At 37.5% G+C, this 25586-nt stretch carries 25 protein-coding genes; 6 read left to right on the top strand and 19 right to left on the bottom strand.

The window, feature by feature from the left end:
- Positions 1–221: 221 nt before the first annotated feature.
- The 7 genes from PQ460_RS06970 to PQ460_RS06940 all read right to left on the bottom strand — a co-directional run bounded on the left by PQ460_RS06970 (position 222) and on the right by PQ460_RS06940 (position 4694).
- Positions 222–725, bottom strand: a complete 504-nt coding sequence (locus PQ460_RS06970) for a hypothetical protein (RefSeq protein WP_274172174.1) — start codon at positions 723–725, stop codon at positions 222–224.
- Between the two features lie 241 nt (positions 726–966).
- A complete protein-coding gene (locus PQ460_RS06965; RefSeq protein WP_274172173.1) occupies positions 967–1611 on the bottom strand; it encodes a FusB/FusC family EF-G-binding protein in 645 nt (214 codons plus the stop codon).
- A 286-nt stretch (positions 1612–1897) separates the two neighbouring features.
- Positions 1898–2410, bottom strand: a complete 513-nt coding sequence (locus PQ460_RS06960; RefSeq protein WP_274172172.1) for a DNA topology modulation protein — start codon at positions 2408–2410, stop codon at positions 1898–1900.
- Between the two features lie 167 nt (positions 2411–2577).
- Positions 2578–3126, bottom strand: coding sequence for a hypothetical protein (locus tag PQ460_RS06955; RefSeq protein ID WP_274172171.1), 549 nt, complete (start codon positions 3124–3126; stop codon positions 2578–2580).
- 88 nt (positions 3127–3214) lie between these two features.
- Positions 3215–3580 (bottom strand): hypothetical protein, encoded by a 366-nt coding sequence (locus PQ460_RS06950; protein WP_274172170.1) that lies wholly within the window; start codon positions 3578–3580, stop codon positions 3215–3217.
- 209 nt (positions 3581–3789) lie between these two features.
- The gene (locus PQ460_RS06945) at positions 3790–4164 is read right to left on the bottom strand and encodes a hypothetical protein (protein ID WP_274172169.1); all 375 of its coding nucleotides are present in this window, start codon (positions 4162–4164) and stop codon (positions 3790–3792) included.
- 365 nt (positions 4165–4529) lie between these two features.
- Positions 4530–4694 carry a hypothetical protein gene (locus PQ460_RS06940; RefSeq protein WP_274172168.1) on the bottom strand — a complete coding sequence of 55 codons (165 nt, stop codon included), beginning with the start codon at positions 4692–4694 and terminating at the stop codon, positions 4530–4532.
- Positions 4695–4848: 154 nt separating this feature from the next.
- On the opposite strand from PQ460_RS06940, the gene PQ460_RS06935 reads away from it, so the two are divergent.
- Positions 4849–5613 (top strand): SDR family oxidoreductase, encoded by a 765-nt coding sequence (locus PQ460_RS06935; RefSeq protein WP_274172167.1) that lies wholly within the window; start codon positions 4849–4851, stop codon positions 5611–5613.
- Between the two features lie 284 nt (positions 5614–5897).
- Here the strand turns inward: PQ460_RS06935 and PQ460_RS06930 are convergent, their stop codons facing one another.
- The 5 genes from PQ460_RS06930 to PQ460_RS06910 all read right to left on the bottom strand — a co-directional run bounded on the left by PQ460_RS06930 (position 5898) and on the right by PQ460_RS06910 (position 11904).
- Positions 5898–6923: an NAD(P)/FAD-dependent oxidoreductase gene (locus PQ460_RS06930; RefSeq protein ID WP_274172166.1), complete on the bottom strand. Its 1026-nt coding sequence runs from the start codon at positions 6921–6923 to the stop codon at positions 5898–5900.
- A gap of 1 nt (position 6924) precedes the next feature.
- Entirely contained in the window at positions 6925–7899 is a 975-nt protein-coding gene (locus tag PQ460_RS06925) for an ABC transporter substrate-binding protein (RefSeq protein ID WP_274172165.1), read from the bottom strand.
- A gap of 111 nt (positions 7900–8010) precedes the next feature.
- The gene (locus PQ460_RS06920; protein ID WP_274172164.1) at positions 8011–9630 is read right to left on the bottom strand and encodes a helix-turn-helix domain-containing protein; all 1620 of its coding nucleotides are present in this window, start codon (positions 9628–9630) and stop codon (positions 8011–8013) included.
- Positions 9631–9800: 170 nt separating this feature from the next.
- A complete protein-coding gene (locus PQ460_RS06915) occupies positions 9801–10655 on the bottom strand; it encodes an SDR family oxidoreductase (protein ID WP_274172163.1) in 855 nt (284 codons plus the stop codon).
- 208 nt (positions 10656–10863) lie between these two features.
- The gene (locus tag PQ460_RS06910) at positions 10864–11904 is read right to left on the bottom strand and encodes a LacI family DNA-binding transcriptional regulator (protein ID WP_274172162.1); all 1041 of its coding nucleotides are present in this window, start codon (positions 11902–11904) and stop codon (positions 10864–10866) included.
- Positions 11905–12242: 338 nt separating this feature from the next.
- On the opposite strand from PQ460_RS06910, the gene PQ460_RS06905 reads away from it, so the two are divergent.
- The 5 genes from PQ460_RS06905 (at position 12243) to PQ460_RS06885 (ending at position 18864) form a co-directional block, all read left to right on the top strand.
- Positions 12243–13298, top strand: a complete 1056-nt coding sequence (locus tag PQ460_RS06905; protein WP_274172161.1) for a 2,3-butanediol dehydrogenase — start codon at positions 12243–12245, stop codon at positions 13296–13298.
- A gap of 379 nt (positions 13299–13677) precedes the next feature.
- The gene (locus PQ460_RS06900) at positions 13678–14976 is read left to right on the top strand and encodes a hemolysin family protein (RefSeq protein ID WP_273613206.1); all 1299 of its coding nucleotides are present in this window, start codon (positions 13678–13680) and stop codon (positions 14974–14976) included.
- A gap of 76 nt (positions 14977–15052) precedes the next feature.
- Complete coding sequence (locus PQ460_RS06895; protein WP_274172160.1) at positions 15053–16132, top strand: hemolysin family protein; 1080 nt, start codon at positions 15053–15055, stop codon at positions 16130–16132.
- Positions 16133–16334: 202 nt separating this feature from the next.
- Positions 16335–17987, top strand: coding sequence for a DUF6138 family protein (locus PQ460_RS06890; protein WP_274172159.1), 1653 nt, complete (start codon positions 16335–16337; stop codon positions 17985–17987).
- A 331-nt stretch (positions 17988–18318) separates the two neighbouring features.
- The gene (locus PQ460_RS06885) at positions 18319–18864 is read left to right on the top strand and encodes a DUF1697 domain-containing protein (RefSeq protein ID WP_274172158.1); all 546 of its coding nucleotides are present in this window, start codon (positions 18319–18321) and stop codon (positions 18862–18864) included.
- Positions 18865–18935: 71 nt separating this feature from the next.
- Here the strand turns inward: PQ460_RS06885 and PQ460_RS06880 are convergent, their stop codons facing one another.
- From PQ460_RS06880 to PQ460_RS06850, 7 genes are all read right to left on the bottom strand, one after another.
- The gene (locus PQ460_RS06880) at positions 18936–20012 is read right to left on the bottom strand and encodes a leucine-rich repeat domain-containing protein (RefSeq protein ID WP_274172157.1); all 1077 of its coding nucleotides are present in this window, start codon (positions 20010–20012) and stop codon (positions 18936–18938) included.
- A 16-nt stretch (positions 20013–20028) separates the two neighbouring features.
- On the bottom strand, positions 20029–20466 hold the full coding sequence (locus tag PQ460_RS06875; RefSeq protein ID WP_274172156.1) for a DUF6678 family protein: 438 nt from the start codon (positions 20464–20466) through the stop codon (positions 20029–20031).
- 57 nt (positions 20467–20523) lie between these two features.
- A complete protein-coding gene (locus PQ460_RS06870; RefSeq protein ID WP_274172155.1) occupies positions 20524–21327 on the bottom strand; it encodes a hypothetical protein in 804 nt (267 codons plus the stop codon).
- The gene (locus PQ460_RS06865) at positions 21320–22036 is read right to left on the bottom strand and encodes a DUF4274 domain-containing protein (RefSeq protein ID WP_274172154.1); all 717 of its coding nucleotides are present in this window, start codon (positions 22034–22036) and stop codon (positions 21320–21322) included. The genes PQ460_RS06870 and PQ460_RS06865 overlap by 8 nt, the downstream gene beginning before the upstream one ends.
- Before the next feature lie 59 nt (positions 22037–22095).
- Positions 22096–22869 (bottom strand): hypothetical protein, encoded by a 774-nt coding sequence (locus PQ460_RS06860; protein WP_274172153.1) that lies wholly within the window; start codon positions 22867–22869, stop codon positions 22096–22098.
- Positions 22870–23005: 136 nt separating this feature from the next.
- Entirely contained in the window at positions 23006–24631 is a 1626-nt protein-coding gene (locus PQ460_RS06855) for a DUF1593 domain-containing protein (RefSeq protein ID WP_274172152.1), read from the bottom strand.
- A gap of 230 nt (positions 24632–24861) precedes the next feature.
- Positions 24862–25581: a TerC family protein gene (locus tag PQ460_RS06850; RefSeq protein ID WP_274172151.1), complete on the bottom strand. Its 720-nt coding sequence runs from the start codon at positions 25579–25581 to the stop codon at positions 24862–24864.
- Between the last annotated feature and the right edge of the window lie 5 nt (positions 25582–25586).

The raw sequence follows: 25586 nt of genomic DNA, 5'->3' as shown, positions 1-25586 counted from the left end.
CCTTTCTTTCATTTTCTAAATTTTTTGGATGCAATAAAATCATAATAAACTGTAATACAATCATATATAGCTTGATATTCATTCTACAAGATAAGTACAAAAAAGAACTGATCATTGAAGATCAATTCTTTTGTATGCAACATATACATCGTATAACTATATCGCTATCTTTCCTTCTCTATTGATGATAGCAAGCCGATACTTCCTGATTGACCTTCTAATCAGCTCGTCCACTGCTTATATCCCATAACTGAAAAATGGTTATTTGTGCTATTCACAATAATGCGAAAATTTTTATAATCGTTTTTAGGTAATTTCAAATGTTTTTTCTGGGTTTTGGAATAGGGTTGGAATGGTGTTACAAATACAGGTTCCCATCCTTTGTCTGTCTGAGCTTCTAGACTAAAAATAACAACTTCTTTGTTTTGACCTTCGAAAGGAAAAATAGTGAATTGTACATCTGTGATTCCTTCCGCATTGATATTATCTAAAATACGTGGTGTAGAACTAGCCACGAATGTATAAATAATATAATAATCCAGATCAGGTACCGGATCTCCTGGTTGTGGTGGTTCTGGTATAATGATCGGTGCTGCTTGGGCACTACTAGAAGGCGTTTCTGCAAAAGCAGTAGACGATTGACCTGCCAAAGCCCCTACAGATGCGAGACTTAATGTTAAAGGAATAACTAAAAGATTTTTTAAGAAATGATTAGAATTTTTCATCATATCTTCCTCTCGTTATTATTATTGGCTTACTGTGCATCTATTTTCTTCTATATTGCTGATCATCCTCCTTGTTTTATTTGAATATAATTAACCTATTTAGTTAATTTATTCCATTTGAAATATATCATATTTAGAAATAAATGGATATAAAAAATAAAGAAATAAAGGTTATTTATTTCTGACTGAGATTCACAGCACATCACGAAAAAAAGATCGCTCATAGAGCGACCCTTTTGTATTATTTCCCCACTGAAGCAATAAACTTCTCCAATGCCGTAGTATCAGCAATATTATGATTACACTCTTCGTGATCTATGCAAATATACTGACCTACAGAAGCAATATTATCTGGTGATCCACTTGCTTTGATTTTCACATTAAAAAATCCCAACTCACGATGTCGATTACAAAACATACAAAATCCTTTTTTGTTCATCGAAGTCATCTGGCCTTCAATCCCCACCATCTGATCTTGATACGGATATACGATATACAGACGATTTGTAGCAATATCTGTCCATCTTAAATACGTAGTATGTGTATAATCGATCATTTCTAGATTAGGTGTTTTCAGCTTTTTGGCTTTGGGAAATAGCTTCTGAATCTGCTTTAATGATACTTCTGGAAATGGAATCACATAAGCATCCAGTTCATCCAGATAATTTTCCAGATCATGAGTTGCTTCATAAGTAGACAACTGTTCTAACAGACTTTTTTGTTCTGGAGTTAAATGTTCAAAAGCTTGTATAACGTTCATAACAGCAGTTTCTCTAACCGTTTCTAACACTTTGCGATCGCCAACGCTACGCATCGTTTTCAACAGAAAGTCTGCCTGTTTTTTAATAAAATTTAATTGATCATTCTGAATAAATGGTGTTTGCATTGCTTTCAGCCCCTTATATTTATTAAATCATTCATAAGGTGCAAAGCCTACGTATACCCACATACGTTAAAAACCGGGCGATATCATTACATTTATCGCGCCCTACACAAAGATATGCGCCCCGTTTAGGCTTTGCGTAAGGCCTTTGTAGTGAACGAGCAATCTAGCACTGCTACCAACATTGCCACGGTATGACCCCCAATTCAATAGTATATGAAAAGTATAGCAGTAATTTGAATTTATTGACAAGTTATCGTCTAGCATTTTTTTCAATTTACCTTCGTTTTTAATAACTTGATAATTGCTCTACCAACTCTTCTAATTGCTTCTTATTTCGTATAATCACAACGTTTTGATGTTCTTTGACTTGCTCCAATTTTTCTAGTGTTTTAACTCGATTTCTTTTCCTATAATTCCATACCCATTTCAAAAAACCGATATCAAGCTTTTCGGGGCAATCTTTATTAAGATCAGGTCTTGTTCTGCCATGATACTGTATTCTTCGCTTCACAATTCGATACATACATAACCATCTAGGCATATCCAAAAAGACAATAACATCGGCTCGCTCAATCCGTATATCTAATGTTCTAGAGTAATTTCCATCTATAATCCACCGATCTGTCAGCGCAAATTCTGTGACTTTCTGATCCCATGCTTCCTGCTCGGTTGCTTGCCAGTTCGCTTGCCAGTAATAACGGTCTAGATGAATAATAGGTAATTGTAATATTTTATGTAACTTTTGTGAAAGAGTCGACTTTCCCGAACCTGAACAACCGATCACTATCACGCGATCCATGATATCTCCTCCTTTTTCCAGATATTGATTTTATGTTGGAAAATTAATGATATCTATAGCACTTATATCACTTTGTTACAATTCAAATGTTTCTATAATCAGTTGTGCCACCGTATCTGCGGATAGATTACTGTTATTGATTCGCACATAATGTTCATATCATTTAATTATGAGATAAAATGTGTTAAATACCACCATACTACTTTGTGATAGCCCATTAACTTAGAAGGGATTTCTTCTAAGCTGTGAATACTATATTTATTCAAATATTCATAATCACGATCATAAATGTAATACGTTCCATCTAAAGGTATTTCATTTCTATATTTGTATAAAGCAACTACATATTTTGAATCATCATTACTATCGTCATTCGCCAAATCATTTCTAGTTATTTCTTCTATATGAGTTATCGATCTTATTGTATTTTTAACTTGAGTAGTGACATGAGGACCAGACTCTTGTGGATAAAAAGCTATTGTTATACAACTCGTAACACATACCACTATTATAATTTTAACGATATTCTTCCATATTTTTTTGTGCACGATGAACATGGAAGCGACAACTATTATAATATTCACAATAAAAGTTGCAGGAACAGTTAAAATTCTTCCCAGACCTGTATATGGAAACCATTTAATTAAGAGCATAGTCCAAATAACAGTGGGCAACAGTAATAATAAAAAATACCATAATGGTTTTAATTTTTTCATTAGTATTCTCCAATTTTATGATGTAGTCTTTTAGTTAATCTGATTTAGAAAATGTTATTCATATCCCCTTGTGGGATTAGTCAACCTTTTATATTACAATTTCACCTAGATAGTTTACAAATATTAAATTTTCTTTTGGAGAAACGCTCCATTTAATTATTTTTTCAATAAAAGAAGGTGTAATGATATCATCTTTCCAAACCGGTGTAAGCACTCTCTGATAACCAGTACGACTCTGCGCAATTCCTGCAAATTCTAATCCTTGTATAACAATAAAAGGTTTTGTTTTTTGTATTTTAGTCTGACCTACTTCATATACAACGATAAACTTTTTATCTTCTGAAATAATATGTACATTAACCTTACCTGCATCCTCCCAATCTGGCTTTACATACCAATAGAAAACGCGATTTAAGCAAGTAATTTTTCTTTTACTCTTTCTATTCATTCCCATTTGTTCACCTCCTTAACAATATATATAATAATATTTAATATTGTTGAGAATATATTCGGCTTGATCTAAATCAAAAGAAAATAACAGTGCAACGTATAATGTACTTTTGATCAAGTATACAACTTAGATTTTCCCTGTCTAATATAGTATAGAGTTGGACATATTTTTTTCTCCTTCAAGCCATTATAATATAACCAATAAATGAATGATTAAAAGCGCTGATCAATCAACCATTTATCATTTACTTTAATAATTTCATAGCTTACTTGATCTGTATCTCCATTTTCCCATGTTCTTGTAACACGTATATTGACAAGACCCTTATCGATTTGATCTATTTTATCGATATTGCATTCCGCCAAATCTAACTTGTTCTGATTAATTTCAAAGTAACTATTCTTCATTTCTTCGATTGTTTTGCTATCGCTCGTATCTCCCGAACATAACGAATACGCTTGCTTAATAAAATCATTTGTCGCAACATTACTCCATTTATGTATATCATTAAAATCGTGAAAATAATTAGCAATCGTATAGTCTAATCCTGGAATAGTAGCACTTTGATTCCGACCCTCGATTTTCACTACTGATTGAGCATCTACACTACAGGAACATAACAAAAGTAATATGATAAGCAGAACAGCAACCTTTAGAACATTCATCTTACACCTCTTTTATTGTTTTTCTATCTACTCTTACTTATTAACTTGTTATACTGTTCCCACTCAAAATAAAAAGGGCCGATAGGTATAGTTTTATTATCTGGCTCTAGCTTAAAATCTCTCCATACGATTAAATCTGCTTCTTTTTCTATCAAAACGGAGATAAATCCGCATTCTTCATCCCCGCACCAAGGACAGACCAATAGTGGATATCTATAATATAGATCAGGATGCATCTGTTCTAATAACAAATAATCTAAGATTTGCTTTTGATACTCTTCACCTCCCTATCCTAATGCGGGAATTCTATCATATTGTTTTAGCATGATATAAAGAGATTGGCCATCGATGACAAAATCAATAAAAGTCACATTTTTATTTCCCTCTTGCTGAGGATCAAACTCATCGTATCGTTGTGTACTTTGTAGCTGTAAATGATTGATGTTATGCATATATTCTCCTTGTTATGTATTTCTTTATTTAGTATATCAGCCCTTTTACCAGTTCAACATGCTCTTTTTTGTACAAATAAGATATAAGACACTTTTCTATCTATTTATTCGATCTCTAATCTTAACCAAATCAATGAACTAAAGGAGAATCATTATGCAGCTTACAGGGAATACGATATTGATCACCGGTGGAAGTGCGGGAATTGGACTTGCTTTTGCAGAACGTTTTTTGAAAGCAGGCAATAAAGTGATTATCTGTGGACGACGTGAAGAAGTTCTGCAACAAGCACAGCAACAATATCCAGCATTGATCACACGTGTATGCGATGTAGAAAATGAAGCCGAACGGATTGAACTATTGGATTGGGTCACAACTCACTATCCAGAAGTAAATGTGCTCGTTAATAACGCAGGTATTCAGCAACGCTTAAATGTATTAACAGCAGATGCTAAGAACCATTGGAGTGATTTTAGCAAAGAAATCACGATCAATATTGAAGCACCTATTCACCTTTCGATGTTGTTTGCTCCTTATTTTGTGACTCAACAAAATGCTGCTATTGTTAATGTTACTTCGGGATTAGCTTTTACACCATTTGTGATTGCTCCTATCTATTCAGCAACCAAAGCAGCACTCCATTCATTTACGATGAGTCTTCGATACCAGTTAGAAGATACATCGATTGAAGTGATCGAAATTGCACCTCCTGCTGTAAATACAGATTTAGGTGGAGCCGGACAACATACTCAAGGCGAGCCGTTAGATGCTTTTGCAGATGGTATATTTGAAGGATTAGCGGCAGGTAAACAAGAAATTGGTTACGGTTCTTCGGTAGATCGCCTACGAATGTCACGCAATGATATCGATAAATACACCAAGCAAATGTACGAGATGACTAAAGGCTTTTTGAAATCATAAAATTTTTACAGTCCTAAACGTAGTACAATTACACAATAATTATTCCAAGTGAAGCTTATACTATTAAATCCAATCATATTTTGTTCTGTGTAGTACTCAAAAAAAGAGTCCCTCTGTAGTTTATACAAAGGGACTCTTTTTATTTTGTTTTACTTGCAGTAGTTCTTATTTAATTATAATAATTTATGCTTATTTCAATCATTACTTGTATGATATTTTGGATGTATCGTTATTGGGTATAATCATTTCTTAATCAATCATCATGCTATACTTGCTACGCTAACTTATGAATGAATACTTTTATTTTTCTCATAAAAACGCGCATTATGAGAAGACACGCCTGCCATATGAGAAGCATCCGGTTCTAGATACAATTTGGCTGCATTGACCGCAAGTACAGCATCATTAAATGCTCCAGCGATCAGTCTGACTTTGCTTCCATATGTGATACAATCTCCTGCACCAAATACGCCTTGAATATTTGTACGCATACGTGCGTCTACAGATACTCCGTAATCTTCCCGTTCTAGGCCCCATTCCATCAGATTACCGAAATTACGATCGTATCCATGATTGACGATAACTTCATCTACTTCAATGTGTTGTAGTTCGTCCGTATGCATATGTGCAATTTCAACATATTCGATCTTATCTTGTGCACCATGTAGATGAGCAATGCGATAAGGGGTGTGTACATTGGCAAAAGATTTCATCTGAGCAACAGGGTGTTCATGCCCTCCAAATTCATCCCGTCGATGAACAACAGTCACCTCCTTCGCTAATCCAGCCAATTCATTTGCCCAATCTACTGCCGAGTCTCCACCACCAGAAATCAATACCCGTTTACCGGCAAAGCGAGAAAGATCGGTTACTGTATAGTGTAGATTAGTAAGCTCATACTGATTCGCGCCTTGAATATCTAGCTTCTGGATCTGAGTCATTCCTCTACCGATACATAATACAATCGTGCGTGTATAATGACGTTCACCGGTTCTAGATGTCAGCATTAACACACCATCTTCAAGACGTTCCAGATGAGCAATTTCCTGACCAAAGACAATTGTAGGTTCAAATGTTTGCGCTTGTTTCTCCAAAGATTGTATAATCTGCTCACAACGGGTAGGCTCAATTCCGCCTACATCCCAGACCAACTTTTCAGGATACGTACGCATAAATCCACCGAGTTCATGCTTAGCTTCAATAATCTTAGTACGCATCGCCCGCATACCACTGTAAAAAGCAGCATACATTCCCGCCGGGCCGCCACCAATAATCGTAATATCGTAAATATCGAGCGGTTGAGTATTCATCTTATTTCACCAACTTTTCGACAACATTATTCATTAACAATACTGAACCAACAGGGCCTACTCCATGGACAAAATCACTTGTTTTCAATGGGAAAACATGATCGTTTTTGACAGCAGTTAGACTTGCCCATACTTTGTTTTCTTTTAACCTTTTCATCGATTCGGTATTATCGTGATCTTTCAAAATCCGATCTTCGACAAAAATATAATCAGGATTCATATCAGGTAAAGCTTCGAGTGATATTGGAGAAAACCAATCGGTCGAGTCTTTGATCGCTTCAGGGCTATGTAGACCTAGCGTTTGATAAAAGAATGCACTACTGTTCGCAGCTTTGGGCCCCATTACACGATAACGTTCGGATTCAACACGCAAGATCAATACCGTTTTATCACCAATCGCTTGTTGAATTTGTTCTCTAGCTTGTTTGGCTTTAGCATCGAATGTGGCTAATACCTGTTGAGACACTTCTGTTTTATCGAAAATAGCTGCCAGATCAGGCATCGCTGTTTTCATTTCACTATCTGCATTAATCGCTACAGTTGGTGCAATTTTGGATAATTCTTCGTACGTACCCGGCTCCATACCAACACCAATGCCTACAATTAGATCAGGAGATAATGATAATAATTGCTCATAGTTGTATTGATATTGCTCTGCTTGAATCATTTGCACGCCATTCTTCTCAAAATAAGGTGCACGATAATCCGGCTCTACCTCAGGTACAAAAATAACCATCTGTGGCGGAACACCCATCTCAATCAAATACTCTGCATAGATCGAACTAAGCACCAGTACATTTTTGGGGTGCTGTGGAATCGTAACTTCCCCGAAATAATCTTTGACTACTTTGGTACCTGTATCTTGCTCAGTAGCTGCTGCTGTATTAGCTTCTGTATTCGAACCGCTAGCACAAGCGGATAACAACAAGCTGCATATCATGACTATCATTCCCCAACTTAACAACCGACGCGACATATCTGTATCTCTCCTTATATGATAATGATTATTATTATCATATAGTATCAGACAACAACTCTTCCTTACATGGGGAATCGTGCGTATTGATTTGAATTATTGTGCACTCTTTTACAACTCACCTGTCAGATTAGTCACAATTTCATTTAATATCATCTTATATCCTGTGATACCGCGTCCTTCTACCCAGAGACGTGTATCCATATCGAACACTTGATGTTGTTGAACAGCCTTTAACTGTTGCCATACATCACTTTCTAGCAATTTTTGCATACTCTCATCGGTACTGAACTGCTCTATCATCCTTTTCTCTATAAAGAGATAATCAGGATTGGCTGACAATAACAGCTCTAATGTACAAGGATTGAACCATGATTTGCCTTCTTGTAATACTTCGGGTGCACTCAATTCCAATTGACTATATAGTAACTTTGCTACACCAACAGCATCTACACCTAGATAACGATAACCGTAAGGCTCTATTCGCAAAACCATAATCGTCGCTTGCGCATCAATGATCGGTTGAAGCTTTTGTCTGGCGATATCGATCTCTTGTTCTAAATGGACTTGAATCTGCTCTGCTTCTGCTTGCTTGTGAAATATAGAAGACAATTGTTGCAGTAACGTTAGCACATCAATACTCAAGTTCGTAATAAAAGGGGCTATCGCACGTAACTGTTGTCTCACTTCTTCAGACCAGACATTACCGATCAGCAATTCTGGATTTAGTTGCTGAATCTGCCCAATATCTTGTTCATACTGTGCCATCTCTACGATCTTTACACCATGTGCTTCAAATTGTTGCAATTGATGAGGTGCTAATAGAAGCGGTGTCACTATCACTGCATAAGGGATAATACCGAGATTGATCATCATATCGGCGCACGTTGCAGAAAGGCATACTATTTTGCGAGACGATAGACTTCCTGCATACAGACTTGGCGATACACCGACAACCTGCTTGAATCGCCGGCTAAAATAATGCGTATCTTCAAAACCAGACTGTTTGGCAATGTCTTGCGAATTGGTCTGGGTAAAGATCAATTGTTCTTGCGCACGATACATACGGAACGAAGCCAGATAATCAAGCGGTGGCTTGCCATATCGCTCACTAAATTTACGCGAGTAATACCAGGGGCTTACTCCGGCAATTTCTGCTAACTGCTTACGGGTGATCACTTGATCATAATGAATATGCATATATTCAGCAGAACGGATAATACCTTGCGTTAGCGTTTGCTGATCATCAGTTATATGATGTTGAGCTTGATATATATAGTTGAGCAATTCATAGATGACAGATGGATATTTTACCGATAATTCATATTGTAGATCTGAACTTTCTTTACTCAAATGTTGACTGATATTCGCAACAACCCCACCTGTTAATTGCACTTTCTGATAGGTTCCTTCTGCTGGAATAGACCATAGATGAGGGCTCCATGTTGACGTATTTTCGGTCAGCACATATGTATTAAATTCAATGTACCAACCGGATAGATCAAGTTGACCACCTTCTAACACTTCAATTAGCGAATATGCTTCTACTGCAATCAATTGACCAAATGATACTTGAATACGTTCACCGTTTATTTTCCAGATCGCTTGTCCATCTATAATAAGAATCAATGCTGGATATATAAAAGAATGGAATGCTCCTACAGACATCCATTGATGTGTTAACGATTGAGTCGATTTCCATTGTACAATCCACTGATTTTCAACTGACATTCTAACTTCCCTCACGATCATTCGTATAAGCTTACTGTTATGACTAATTGATTTGAAGCTCAACTTACTTTTTTGTGTATTGTATCATATGCTATAAAAAAATAAGCCTACCTCTACAGCATCGTTCACTGTACAAGCAGACTTATAGGTGTATCTATATGGTGGTTATATTATCCTTGATTTAAAATCTCGCGGAATCCTTCTTGAAGTGGTGTATTCGGATGACCTAATACTTTTTCGAAATCTTGACTTTCTACAGCGAGTGAACCTTCGCGGATCGCTGTTTGGATACCCACTACAAAAGGAAGCGCATCAGCAGGTACGCCTGCTTCTTTCATGACTTGTTCATACGTAGCATCATCTACTTGTTGAACAGGAATATCTTTTCCACTCACTTCCGCCAAAATGGCTGCTAGTTCTTCTTGTGTTAATAATGGACCTGATAATTCATAGACTTTATTATTATGACCTTCATGAGTTAACACATTTGCTGCTGCTTCTGCATAATCACGACGAATCGCCCAGCCTACTTTACCATTTCCAGCAGATGTTAACCAAGGAGCACCTTGTAATGCAGCTTGAATCGTACCCATTTCATTTTCCAAATACCAGTTGTTACGTAGAATAGCATATGTGATTCCTGAAGCGACCAAAGCATCTTCGGTTTGACGATGATCTTCGGTTAAAAAGAATGTACTTTCCTGTGCATTCGGTGCACTGGTATAAGCGATAAAGCTAACGCCTGCGGCTTTGGCGGCATCGATAGCAGCTTGATGTTCAGCAACACGATTTCCCGGAGATGTAGAGATCATAAGCAATTTATCAACACCTGCAAAAGCGGAAGCTAACGTTTCAGGACGGGCAAAATCACCTTCTCTAACTTCTACACCTTTGGCGCTCAAATGCTCTGCTTTTTTCGGATCACGTACACTTGCCACGATATCACTAGCAGGAACCGATTGTAATAATTGCTCAACAACAAGTGAACCCAATTGACCTGTAGCTCCAGTAACTAGAATTTTCATAAGTGTAACCTCCATCAAATTTAGAATCGTAATCTGCTTTGTTATCAACTTGCCTATTCATCATAATCAATAATCCGTATAAATAACATGACATTCAGTGAAATAAAATAGTTTTGATCCAATGATCTTCAAAACTCATTTTATTTACTTTATGTAAGTTAGTATATTTAAAATATAAAGTTTCGTCAAGTAACTAAATAAAAAGCAATTATTTGTCGTCTTGTATATCGATATGCGAATACTGATGAGTGGCTACACTGGATTCTCGTACGATTAATCTAGGCTCAAATTCTACCCGTTCATACGCCGATACATTCGGTGACTGAATGCGTTTGAGTAGTAATTCTGCTGCTAATCTGCCTACTTCATTCCCCATGATGGATACCGAACTAATTTGCGGCGTTGTGATCGTTGTCCACAAATTGTTATCAATCCCTACTACAGCGATATCTTGCGGCACACGAACCCCTAACTCTTTGAAACGATTCACAATTCCAATCGCGACCATATCGTTCACCGCATAGATTGCATCAGGCATATGCTTCAAATGGTAGAAGTAATTAGCCGCTTGTCGTCCGGTCTCAAATGTAAAATCTTCCCCAAAATATACCAGTGAAGCGTCTACCTGTCTAACCGATTGTTCATATGCTAGATAACGCTCTTCAATTTTATCTTTCGGTGCACCAGCATAAGCAATACGGGTACGTCCAATCTGAATAAGATGTTCCATAACCAGCTTACCTTCTTGTCTGGCAAGACCGACAATATCAGCTTTGAGATCAGGGCTTAGCGTTTTACTATAATTTATAACCGAGATAGGGATGCCAGCTTGATTGATCATACTTTCAAGTGACTTGGGATAAGCAAGTGGCATCATCACTAATCCATCTACATGAAGTTTTTTGATTTCACGTAACGTTTCCAACTCTAATCTTGCATTACCCAGTGTATTAATCTGTACAACTCGATATCCATGTTGCTTGGCGGCTTGCTCTACTGCCCAAGCAATATCAGGAATAATAGCGTTACGAATATCAGGAACAGCAAGAGCAATCTGACGGGTCTGACGGATTTTGAGACTTTGAGCAGATGTATTTGGTGTAAAGCCCATTTCATCAATAATTTGTAGTATTCGTGCTCTGGTGGCCTGGCTAATTCCTGTACTATTATTCAAAGCTCGAGATACGGTAGCAATACCTACCCCTGCTTGCTTGGCTACATCTTCAATCGTTACTTTTTTTGAACGCATATATTAATAGTCCTTCCTAATCGGAATCGTTTCCATAATACTATGAAATATTTCATGATTTACATCCATTATATCATGAGCGATGCTATACAAGCTTGATCAGGCTTTGGGAGACCATCTGGATTCATCATTTTTACTATTATTGTTTCTATATGTTTGATAGCGATGACATGTCAATGTAAAAAGATCATATTTTTTCAATGATGATGATCACTTTTTTTAGTAAAATCATTTGACTTTATGTCAATAATGTGACATCATATTTTTCGGAAACGTTTCCTAAATTATTTTATACTTAACTTTGAAATGATACATTTTAGACTAGGGAGATGACAGGAATGCAAGCATTAAGATGGCATGGTGTTAAAGATTTAAGAGTAGAAACAATCGAAGAACCACAAGTAACAGCAGGTAAAGTAAAAATTAAAATAGAATGGTGCGGTATCTGCGGTAGCGATCTACATGAATATGCGGCAGGACCTATCTTTATTTCGCAAGGTACAAATCATCCGTTAACAAATGAACAAGCGCCTGTAGTGATGGGTCATGAATTTTCCGGACAGGTAGTTGAAGTTGGCGAAGGTGTTACCAAAGTTCAAGCTGGCGACCGCGTAGTGGTAGAGCCTATTTTTGCATGTGGAAAATGTACAGCTTGTAAGCAAGGTAAATATAACCTTTGTGAACATATGGGATTTTTAGGGCTTGCCGGTGGTGGCGGTGGCTTCTCTGAGTATGTAGCTGCTGATGAACATATGGTGCACAAAATTCCAGATAGCGTGTCATATGAGCAAGGTGCACTTGTTGAACCTTCTGCGGTGGCTTTGTATGCTGTCCGTCAAAGTCAATTAAAAGTCGGCGATCGTGCTGTGGTATTCGGTGCAGGTCCAATCGGTCTACTTGTGATTGAAGCGCTCAAAGCATCAGGAGCAGCAGAAATCTATGCTGTTGAATTATCAGAAGAACGTCGAAGCACTGCTGAATCATTAGGTGCTATCGGACTTAATCCCGCTGAAGTCGATGTAGTTAAAGAGATTCATCGTCTTACTAATGGCGGTGCAGATGTCGCTTATGAAGTAACAGGTGTGCCAGTAGTCTTAACTCAAGCGATTCAATCTACCAAGCTTAGCGGACAGATTATGATCGTTAGTATTTTTGAAAAAGAAGCACCTATTCATCCTAATCAGATCGTTATGCAAGAACGTAATATTACAGGCATTATTGGATATCGTGATGTATTCCCTGCGGTTATTAGCCTTATGAGTCAAGGATACTTCTCATCCGAGAAATTAGTCACCAAACGTATTGCTTTGAATGATATTGTAGAACAAGGATTTGAAGCATTGTTAAAAGAAAAAAATCAAGTCAAAATCATGGTTTCTCCTAACCAATCTTAATAGATACGTGTATATCTTTCTTTTTTGGATTGCTTAATATAGGTGTATATACCTTCTATATATAATGTAGTGAAAGACCTCTTTTTACGAAAAGAGGTCTTTTTGTAATTATTTCTAGAAATGTGGACAAACTAAGAACCATCACCTACTACTGTATGCTTGGGGTAAGAACATGATATAATCATAGAAATACTATAAGAGAGGGGGTAGTCCAATTGGGAAGGCGATATTGCAAATGGATCAAGTTGCTCAATTAACAACATATCATACTGTAATCAAAGTTCTTTGTAGGCTACCTTTTCTATACGGATGTATCACACAAAAAATGAACAAGGCTTTTTACACTTCTGGAGGTGAATCCCTTTTTCAAGGGAAATAATTGGACATTATTACGATCATTAATTTACTCATACTTGCTGTTTTAATTGTGTTAACTGCGTTTTTTGTTGCTTCTGAATTTGCTGTTGTAAAGATTCGGATGTCCCGGATCGATCAATTGATTGCAGAAGGTAACAAAAAAGCTCATTTGGCTAAAAAAGTAGCAAGCGATCTAGACTATTACCTTTCTGCATGTCAGTTAGGAATTACAGTAACAGCACTTGGACTTGGAGCTATCGGTAAACCTGCTGTAGAACGATTAATGTATCCTGTATTTGATCTATTGAATGTTTCAGCAGCTACAGCTTCGATAGCTTCGTATGCGATTGCTTTTGCTTTAGTCACCTTTTTGCACGTCGTTATCGGAGAAATGGCTCCCAAAACGTTGGCGATTCAATTTTCGGAAAAATTGACGTTAATGCTTGCTCCTTATTTATACTGGTTCGGTAAAATTATGAACCCGTTTATCTGGGCTTTGAACGGTACTTCACGCGTGTTGCTACGCTCTTTTGGTGTAAAGCCAGCAGGTCATGAAGACATTTATTCTGAAAGTGAATTGAAGATTATTATGACTCAAAGTTTTCAGGGTGGCGAGATCAATCAGACCAAGCTGGATTATATGGAAAATGTGTTTTCCTTTGACGAACGAGTAACACGCGATATTATGGTGCCACGTACGGCACTGGTGACTCTTGATCTGAATATGACCGAACAACAGATTATTGCTACGCTGGATGAAAATTATTATACTCGCTATCCGGTTACTCAAGCGGGTGATAAAGACTTGATTCTTGGTGTAGTCAATGTCAAAAAAATGTTGCCTCATATTGTTGCTGGTCGAGAACATCAATTACAACAATTTGTGCGCACTCTTCCTTCGGTACAAGAAGCAACCCCTATTCAAGATGCTATGATTCGCATGCAAAAAGAACGTGTGCATATGGCGCTTGTGATTGATGAATATGGCGGTACTTCAGGTGTAATTACAATGGAAGATGTGTTGGAAGAGCTAGTTGGTGAGATTCGAGATGAATTTGATGCTGATGAAGTGGCTGATATTCAACCTATCGACGATACTACGTATTTAATCAATGGACGTACTTTATTAGATGAACTTGAGAAGCAGTTCGGTATGACTTTTGAAAATGATGAAGAGATTGATACGATCGGTGGTTGGATTCAACATTACAAAGGAACCGATGTGCAAGTCGGTGAAGTATTAGAACAAGATGATTATGTATGGACGGTAACGGAGAAAGATCATTTACAGATCAAACAAGTACGACTTTATCGAGCATAATCTTTACCTATTTTATATGTATGGTTCGCCAAATTATAATTATACGGAGGTGAATCCCTCTTTCTGAGGGAAATCATTGGACGGAACAATTGGTTTAAATTTATTTTTAGTAGCTGTATTTATCGGCTTAACTGCTTTTTTTGTAGGAGCAGAATTTGCTATATTGAAAGTCAGGATGTCTCGAATCGATCAGTTGATTGAAGATGGTAACAAAAAAGCAGTACTCGCTAAAAAAGTAGCTCATGATCTTGATTATTATTTATCGGCGTGTCAGTTAGGTATAACGATTACAGCGCTAGTATTAGGTGCTCTCGGTGAGCCGACAGTAGAAAAAATACTGCACCCGTTATTTGATCAATTACAAGTTCCTGCGGCGCTATCGACTGTTCTGTCATATGCGATTGCTTTAGCTATTATTACTTTCTTACATGTGGTTATCGGTGAATTAGCACCCAAAACGTTGGCGATTCAATTTGCTGAAAAAATGACGTTATTGTTAGCTCCTCCACTGTACTGGTTCGGTAAAGTCATGTATCCGTTTATTTATATTCTAAATACTTCGGCTACCCTTCTACTGCGTATCTTCGGAATCAAGCCGGCAGGTCATGACTCGGTCTATTCTGAAGAAGAATTACGCTGGATTGTAGATCAAAGTTACGAAAGTGGCGAGATTAACAAAACCGAATTAAGTTATTTACAAAATATATTCACTTTTGATGAGCGCACATTAGAAGAAATTATGATTCCCAAGTCTCAAATTGCTACACTTGCTAAAGAAATGCCTCTTGCCGGGATTATCGAGATATTGGACGAATATGAATATACTCGCTACCCTGTTATAGACTTGGATAACCCGGATCATTTTATCGGATTTATCAATACCAAAGAATTATTAACAGCAGTAGCCGCAGGTCGTGATTACAAAGTAGCTGATTTTATTCATACGATGCCTCATTTCCCATCCACTTCTTCTGTTAAAGATGTATTGATTAAAATGCAACAAAGCCGTGTGCATATGGCAATTGCGATTGATGCATCCGGTCAAACGGTTGGTCTAGTGACGATGGAAGACATTTTAGAAAAAATTGTTGGTGCTATTCGAGATGAAGCAGATACAAGTGATCTTGTATTTGAACCCAAATCGATCCAATCGTGATTGTAATACTCATACAAAAAAAGGTCTCTAGCTCGTATAGAGACCTTTTTCTTTGTTTATTTATGATAGACATTAGAGTGTTCAATTAAATTATAATCAAGATCATATACATACATAGACAGTCAGTTCGATATTTTTGACTGTGAGTACAAGATGATATAATAGGCAATAATCACTAGCGACCGATCAAGGAGGTTTTACTTTGCATCCACATATTGAACTTTTGTTATCAGAAACATGGTCACAGCTTGAACCATTATATCTAGCTGAAAAAAAGCGTATTGAGGAATTTCCAAGATACAGCCCATTACAAGCAGGACTGCGCGATTATTTCAAAGTCGGTTACCGCAAAGGCAAATCCAGTTATAAGCAAGGGTCATTTTTTATCGAAGTGGAAGAACCTTTTTCATGGAGTGACTCAGCCTATACATGGGAAAGTGAAGTTTTTATTGATGATCTTTCTCCTACACTTTTACAAGAAGAATATGCACCTGCACTCCAACAACGTCTGCATACTTTATTTATGTCCGATGAATATGGTAGTCACTTTTTTGATTATCGTTTTACAGTCTCGTTTGCATTTGAAAATGAACAAGGCGAACCGCTGTATGTACATACTGAACAATGGATCAATCCAGACAAATTACAATCGCTTCAACAAGCTCTGAATGATTTTATAGATCGTAAAATCAAGTCTGATCTACCGATATTGCCTCAAAAAGAAGATTTATTCTTTTTCGCTAATCTGATGTTAAATCAAGATGTAGTGACGCTTGATGTACAGAATGTTTCATCGCTATTTGAGCATACAGATACAAAATTAATTACTTTCCGAGAATTATATAGTGATTGGCAATCCACTTCTAGACTGGCATTACTTCACTGGGCGAATGAAATCTTTTTACCGCGTTATTTCGATATGGAAAGTGAATATAATACGACATTACATCTCAAATCAGCAGATATGCTTCCTGCTATCGATGCAAAAGAATTGGAGTTATTGATTTATACGGCACTACGTATAGGTAAAAGTGATGCAGATCAACGCCAAACGTATCTAGAATATGCAGTTCAGTTACATTCAGACCAAGCAGAGATTTATCTTCTTCAAGGTAGTGGAACGATCGAAAGTGAACGAAAAACCGATCTTTTTCATGGTAAAGCCAATGATATTTTACAGACGATCCAGATCAAGTTGACTACAGAAGAGAAATCCAATTATCGGGAAGCATTAACTTATATTTGTGATCTGTTGCGTACAGGGTTCCCGCATGAATATCAATTAAAATATAGCAGTAAATCCAAAAGTTTGTTGCCTGTAAAAGGATTAGCTAAATCTCCTTTACATCGTTTTTTTGCTAATGCGTTGCAGTATCCAGCACTACATCCGTTAATTGCAGAGTATGGAGAACTGGCTATGCAGGAATTTGCATGGTATAGCGATGTAGAACCCGGTGAGAAGTCAGTTATGCCTGGAACATATGCTATATTAGGTCTGGGATTGTATAGTACTAACTACTTCCCTTTATTGATCCAATATATGCAAATGGTCGATACAGAACATCAATCTGCACAAGATCATTATGCGGAAGCGTTGGTAGAGACACATGGAATGGATGTATCACTTGTACCTGTGCTTATGTCTATTTTAGTAGCAAGCGGTCAATCTGCTAAACCAATTAAAGCTTGGACAGCATATATAGAGCGTCCTGAGATCATTCTAGCATGGGATCAACAGCTTCAAACGATAGAAGATTACCAGCGTGATCAAGTGTTATATCGTTTATGTGGTAGTGCTGCCAAGCAGAAGTCATTTATACAAAAAGCAGAAAAACTTCGTTCATCTAAAAGTTAAGTTATTTGGCAATCACTAGCCGACAGTGATCAAGAGGTAGCATCTATACCTATTCTAGCTTCTGTAGCGGTTCCGCAATCCTCTTCTCTATAATTACTTAATATATAGTAGCTTCGAGCATAAGCCTGTACTTTCTTTGATCTAAAGAAGCACAGGTTTTTTTTTCGATACTATCGTTCTCGGTACATGGTCTTGATAGATAGTCTTGATAGCTTGATACATAGAAAAATCTTTATATCTAACGATTGCGGCTGTTCTCTTGTAACCTTGCAATAACGATGTAGACTATATCTATATGCGATAACTATTTGAATAAAAAGGAGCAGACTTGATGATCTATATTGCATTGCTACGGGGCATTAATGTCGGTGGGAATAACAAAATCAATATGAAAGCACTCAAAGTCACATTTGAAAACGCAGGAATGAACCATGTGACTACTTATATCAACTCTGGCAATATTATATTCTCCCACGCTACGCTGACTCATCATGAATTGTCAGAGCTTTTGCAACAAGCGATAGCGACAGATTTTGGTCTACAGATTAAAGTCATGATTCGAGATATCCTGCAAATACAAATCGTCATAGAGCACCTACCTGAATGGTGGAGTAATGATGATCAGATGAAAAGTGATGTCTTTTTTCTCTGGGACGAGATCGATGATGAGTCTATTGTAGAGAAGCTTCCTCTCCAAGCTGGTGTAGGCACATTGATATACATACCGGGCGCTATTTTATTCGCAGTCCGTCGTGAAGACGCTGCCCGAAGTCAGATGAACAAATTGGTAAGCTCCAAATTATATCCGTTAATGACGATTCGCAATGTGAATACCACCCGCAAAATACTAGAATTCATGCAAGCGGTACAAGAATAAGATTAGGATACACTTGGCTTATTTACTCGGTACATCTTACTATTTCTTTACTATTTATCATGTGATCCAGACTATTCAGATGCATACGGGAAATCAGACCACCAACTTTCGTTTTGGTTGGTATATTCTTGGAATGTATTTTTTTTACCGTATTGATGTAACAATTGATCAAATGCAGCCATTTTTTTAGGATTTTTCAAATGGGCATATGCTCTTTGTAACGATGAATTACGCATAAGTGGTTTATAGGATGATACTTCCATTTCCCATGCTTCGCGATGAACCCATTCAACCAGTGCCGGAGCATATTCAAGTGTCTCCAGATTTTTCAACTTTTTCATACTGACTAATTCGATTTTTCTTAATTTGTTCAACTCTGTGAATGTAGGGAGTTCAGTAATATGAGGTAACCCTTCTAGATATAAATATTGTAATCCATACATAGCAGAGATCGGTTGAATATCATCTAACCCTTTAATTTGGGACAAACGCAAATATTGTATACCGTTCATCTTCTGCAATGCTTTCAGATTTCTTGTGCCACCCCATATGATGCTAAGAGACAACAACCGATAGAGATTAGTTACAAAATCTAATTGTGGCACTGAAATAGAATGTAATCCTAATCGTTCTAATGTGGTTAATTGCCCGATCACTTCAATATTTTTGTGATGACCATTGATAACTAATTCGGTTAGATGGGTAAAGCGTTCTAACACTTGTAGATCGGGCTTACGAGAAGATGTTTTGCCTAGTGTTAACTGTTCCAAATCTTCAGGGATTTCTTTTAAAAAATGAAATTGATCTAGCTGGTATATATTTATATGGAGTTGCTTCAATTGTTGAAGTGTTGTTATCGACTCAATATGAGCCATTTCCCCTGTACAATCAATCGATAAATTACGTAAAGCTGGTATTTGTTCAAGAAATTCAAGATCGCATACCTCATCATAAAATCCATATACTCGCAATGTAATATCAGAGCGATCGGCAAATATTAGATCATTTAACCCGGTATACGTATCTGCCACTAACGAATGATTATATTGAATGATTCGCAGTTCAGGCATACGTTGAAGTTGTTTTAAATCTGCGGCGGTTAATTCTTTTTCTACTTCAATAACACCTTCTCGAATTGTGCTATACACCGATCATCACCTCAGCTTAGTATTCAAGTTGTTCATACTCTGTTGCTGTTGCATAGCCATATATCCAGTAATCTTGCTCTTTTTTCACATATGGAATACGTAGCCTTTGCAATAAATTGACCCATTCCGCTTCAATAGTTAACGTATTCGGTGGTGTGTACTTTCCTGTATGTTCAAGTAAGCGAGGCTTCACTCTTACCCATTCGACATTGTACCAAGCGGTACTCAAGCTTTCCCAATCTCCTAAATAAAATACATCTTGTTCAAACTCTAACGGATAAGGTTCAGCTTCCAGTATATATTTACTCTGAAATGCAGGTGCAAACGCAAGCTCACAATAAATAGCTTCTGTTAAACTGTTCCATTTCGTATTATTCATCACCGAAGTTAGTGAGCGCTGTTCTACTTCTGCTATCACTTTTTGCTTATGCAGTTGTTGTGGATTGTCTCTCATCTAGAGATTCCTCCTCGTTGTGTAGAGATTATTGCTTATATTATCACTATCTATTTCTTATAAATATTCACCAAAATAATATGTTAATGCAGACGATGAGTACCGATCTTCACCTTGCCACATGGCTACTGCATTGAAGTCACCAGAACCTCCGCGTAATTTGCGTGGTGTATCCAAAGGAACCAGCAAGCCAGCATATCCCCATATTTCCATTATCACATCACGTTCATGTTTATTAGCTGGAAAAAGATCTTTCCAGCGCTTTTCTAATTTGCGTGCGCCTTCATCTTCATTACATTCTTCTATAGCCTGGATCATCTGCTTTAGAATATGTACATCTTCCGGTGTGACTGTGATTGCTGAATGATAGTGTTCTACAAATAATTTCAAATCTAGCCAGCAATATAGTAAATGATTCAGACGGATACCACCCCACTTGATCCGTTCAAAATTCAATACATTGATATCAACATTAGTATACTGATCATCGGACATCAATCGGTTAAAGTTACAATCTCCACAACTGCTCGTATTTGCATGTACAGCACGTCTTTCTTCATAAGTATGTAGCGGTAGATGAACGGTTAATGCCCAGCTAGATAATATACTACGCAAATGAGTTTGACGTGTCGAAAGACTATGTAAAAAAGCTTGCACTACCTGTTCTTTGGTAATCACTTCTTGATGCAAGCGATAGATGTCTTGAATAATAGCATCATGAGTGATAGAGAGCGGATCAAACATCATGCCTTTACTTTTAGCATAGTCAAATTCTTCACCTGCAAAAGACGTAGGTGCTGATTTCCATCCTTGTGCTGACCAGTATGTGTTTACCAAAATCTTTTTCGCTTTTTTATCCATGATGTTCTCCTTTGCATTCATGATCTAATAATAGAGCCAGTTCTTTCCAGCGCGGATATTCTTCATGTTCAGCTAATTCCTGCTCATCTTTTGCAAGCCAGTAGTCTGCTTCTAGTAATTCGTACATATCTAACTTGGTAATAGACAGACATAACGGATGCCTAGCAACTGTCAACATCGGTTCTGGACCATCATCCCAATTATATTGATGAACTACCGCATGCAATATAACCGAAGAATCGAGTTGTTCTATTTTTCTACATGCTATCGCCATATCTTCTTCATACAAAATAGTATCAAGCTGTTGTTCTTCTTGTGCTAGCAAAATAGAGCGTACTGAGCCCACTGTATCTAGCAACATATCTGCAATACCGGGATGATGTTGACGTGCAAAATTCCATGGTGTCGCTAAAATACCTTGCTCTGAATCTAATCGTGCTCCTGCTTGAATCAGAGCAATTATGACAGCCGTTTGTTTGAATTTAATCGCTTTTTTTAGAGCGGTATGTCCTAGTTTATCTTCTATTTCCAAATCAGGTTGCTTTTCTAACAAAAGCTGAATCGCTTCCAAAGACGAACGATTGGTAATCAATAACATCAGCGGAGTTCGACCACGCTCATCTTTTTGATTCACATCTAACGTCTGTACTGCTTGACGAAGCTGTTCTATATCTTGACGTTTTATTATGTCTTGCCAGTTCAATATCATATGCCTCCCTTGATGTAATAAACTATGTTGGTGAGATATACATGAAATAAAGTATACACCTATAACACAACAGAATTGACAGCAGCTTGAGCGCATTGGAGTAGTGCTGTATATAACTGTTCTGAAAGGTCACGATATTGTTGTTCTAACTGATGACTATGCGCGCTATTCGCTGGATCGTCATTCCAAGATCCCATTCCTCCAAATACCCATGCTTTGTATACAGCATTCAGTAGACGATATGCTTCTTCGGCATATACTTCTGGCAATTCAAAAGCAAGCTTAGGAGCAGTCTGAGACCCTTGCAATATTTCTATCGCAGGATTAAAAAATTGCTGTTGCCAGAATGTCTGATCAATCTGCTCTGCAAAGATAGAGATTTGTTGCAATACATGGTGTAAATGAGCTTTATATTCGCTCAGCGGCTTAAATGCATGTTGTTCTTGCCTGATGGCTTCATAAGGTTCTGCTGTATACGATACGTCCCAAGTGACTTTAGAAGGTAGACGATGCACCTGCCAGTTCGGTCTCCATACGATATCAAGCGCAGTTCCGATCGTTCTTACACCTATCGGCTTACCTCCGCCTACTAATCCACTACTTTGCCAAGATGAAGAGGGTGCCTGACTACTGACTAGCATTAAGCGCTGATATCCTGATTCTCGTAAATAATCTAACCATTTGATCCATGACAAGCTGTGCTCCTGATATTTAAATTGAACATGCATACTTTCTTGATAGATCAGCTCGGGATGAGAAGCATCTATACCCCGTATTAGATAAGCATTCCCTAATGCTGTAATCAATAATTGTTGATGAACTTCACCGTTCATATCCAATCTCCTTTAGTGTTTGATCATCCAACAGTCACAAGCAAGCAGTTATTGATTTGTTTCTATTTCAAAGGTATATTATCGCACAAAATAAGCCCACGATAAACGTGGGCTAGGTGACTCTTATCAAATCAAGTTATTGAACGGTAATGATCACACGTTGATAGTGTTTAAGTTGATGTTTGCCATGATCTTGTACTTCAGCAATCATATGAATCGTATCGCCTGCTTGAGCATCTGTAGGAACAGTGAAACCTACTGTATTCGTATTTTTACCTGTCAAAGCAATCGTATCTACTTGTTCACCTTTAGCTACCTTTTGATGTAGACCAAGCTGTAGATCGCCCGCCATAGTCGGTTCTACTTTTTCAGGTGTTCCTGTAAAGTCTTGATACGTATCGGCTTCAAAATATCTCCACCACTTGTAGGTCAATTGATCACCGTCAGGGTCTGTTCCTTCAGCATGCAAAGTCATATGTTGACCCGGCATAGCCGTAAGATCTAACCCTTCTTTAATCGTTAATGTAGGATTATGATTCGCATCTGCATATTGATCCGCTACCGCCCAGTCTGCACGAGCTGCAAAATCATTTTGAATATCATCAAACCAACGAATTAATGAATATTCAGCTTCATATTGCTTGGTATAGATATCATAATCAAGAACCGTATTACGGTACAATGTATCACTGACTTGTCCAAAGCGACCGCCCCATCCACCATAGCTAGGGTCTTCCATACTGCGTAGACCATTATCGATTAGATAAAAGAATGAAGGTGAATCACCTTCTGATATAAAATCATACTTTTTGTACTGTGGATTGTTAGCTAAATAATCTGCACTACCACGTTGTTCTTCTGCAAGTTCTCCGTCGATCATTTTGCCATCGCCCATCAGTGCATACATATCAAGCAATTTGCCATGATCCTTCTGAATATTTTCCACATTCCATGATCCTTGCAATTTGTCATTTACTTTATCGGTATGCATTTTCCATGCATAAGCGAAATGCCAGAAATTCGATTGGTCATTGATAATACGAATATTGGGCCAGTTTTTGGCAATATAATCGGTATAGCTATCATCTTGATCAAGAATGATATAGAGCACTAATTTATCGCTTACTTTTTTCTGAATATCTGCCCATTCAGCCGTATCTTTGTATTTCTCTTCAATCGATTGAAGTGCTCTTGCTGTTGTATTCGTTCCACCCCATGTCTGTACATATAGATCACGTTCATCATCATCTAAAAATAACTGTTCAAGAAATTCAGAACCTTCGGTTACTTTTTTCATTTCGCCTTTATCTGAAATATTACCAATCTTGGTGACACTGCGAATATAGTCAGGCGTAGGATAACCTTGTGCTTGTTTGCTCAAGTTAGGATAAATCTCTTCATAAGCATCTATCATATCAAATACCCATTGTGTACCTGTCCAGCGAAAAGGCTTAATTCCTGCTTGCTTATCTCCTGCATAATGATACACAGAACTGGTCAATACGATACCTTCAAGATCCATTTCATTGGCATATAATAAAAAGCGAATAACCGAGTTCATATCATCCACTTCACCATCTGTAGTGATCACTGTTCGAGCTTTAGTGGCTTTATTTGCAGCAGGTGTAGTTACTGTAGTCTTTGTCTCTGATGTGGTCTGCTGATTGGTGCTTGCTTGAGGTGTTGCTTGATTACAAGCAGTTAATGTCCATACACATAGTAGACCTACTATTCCTACTTTGAGCCAGTTTGCTTTTTTCATCGTAAATCCCCTTTTCTAATTGCTGATCGAATCAGTTGCCTGAGAACGAAAAAAAACCTAAATACATGTATCCCCCCATACGTATGGGCGGTACATATACTTAGGTTTTGCCTGCATCATCAGTCACAATCCGTATCCGTACAATATCATGTTCATTTCTAAATGTAAACGGTTTATTATCCAGATAATAAAAAAAGCTCCTTTGCTATCAAGACAAAGGAGCTTGCTTATTATGCTTTTGCTTTGCTTACTTTGATACGGTTGATTACAAATGTAATGGCGAATACTACAACCAACAGAACAAAGAATGTAGCATGTCCCATATGATAAATGCCTGCTGTGTCTAGAATCATTTTAAGTCCGATAATCGCGATAAGTACAAATGCTGCATTCTCAAGTTCAGGAATTTTATCCATCAACTTCAGAATAAATCCAGCGACTAGACGCATCATCAAGATACCCAATAATCCACCCGCAATTAGAATCCACGGGTTAGGAGATACAGCAAACGCTGCTAGAATTGAATCGATAGAGAATGCGATATCCATCATCTCTACAGTAATAATCGTACGAACAAAAAGACTCATACCGGTCTTAGCAAGTAATTTCTGTAGACCGCCTTCTTCTTCACTTTCATCATCGCCGTCTTTACTTTTGAATTTATCCCAAAAGTGTTTGAATGCGATCCAGAGAAGATACGCTGCACCGATATATTTAACCCATGCGATCTGCACAAGATAAATACCGACTCCAATAGCGATAATACGGAAAATGTAAGCTCCCCACAAACCATACAATAGCGCTTTTTTACGCTGGTGAGCAGGTAGTTTGTTAACGATAGCTGCTAATACCAATGCGTTATCCGCAGATAGCAGACCTTCGATAATCACAAGGGATAGAATAAATCCCCAGCCTACAGGTGTTGCGAATGCTTCTAAAAATGTACTCATTTCAA

The organism is Paenibacillus sp. KACC 21273, from assembly GCF_028736095.1.
Classification (GTDB): domain Bacteria; phylum Bacillota; class Bacilli; order Paenibacillales; family Paenibacillaceae; genus Saccharibacillus; species Saccharibacillus kyungheensis.
Note: the sequence above shows the minus strand (reverse complement) of the source record. Positions and strands in the feature narration are given on the sequence as shown.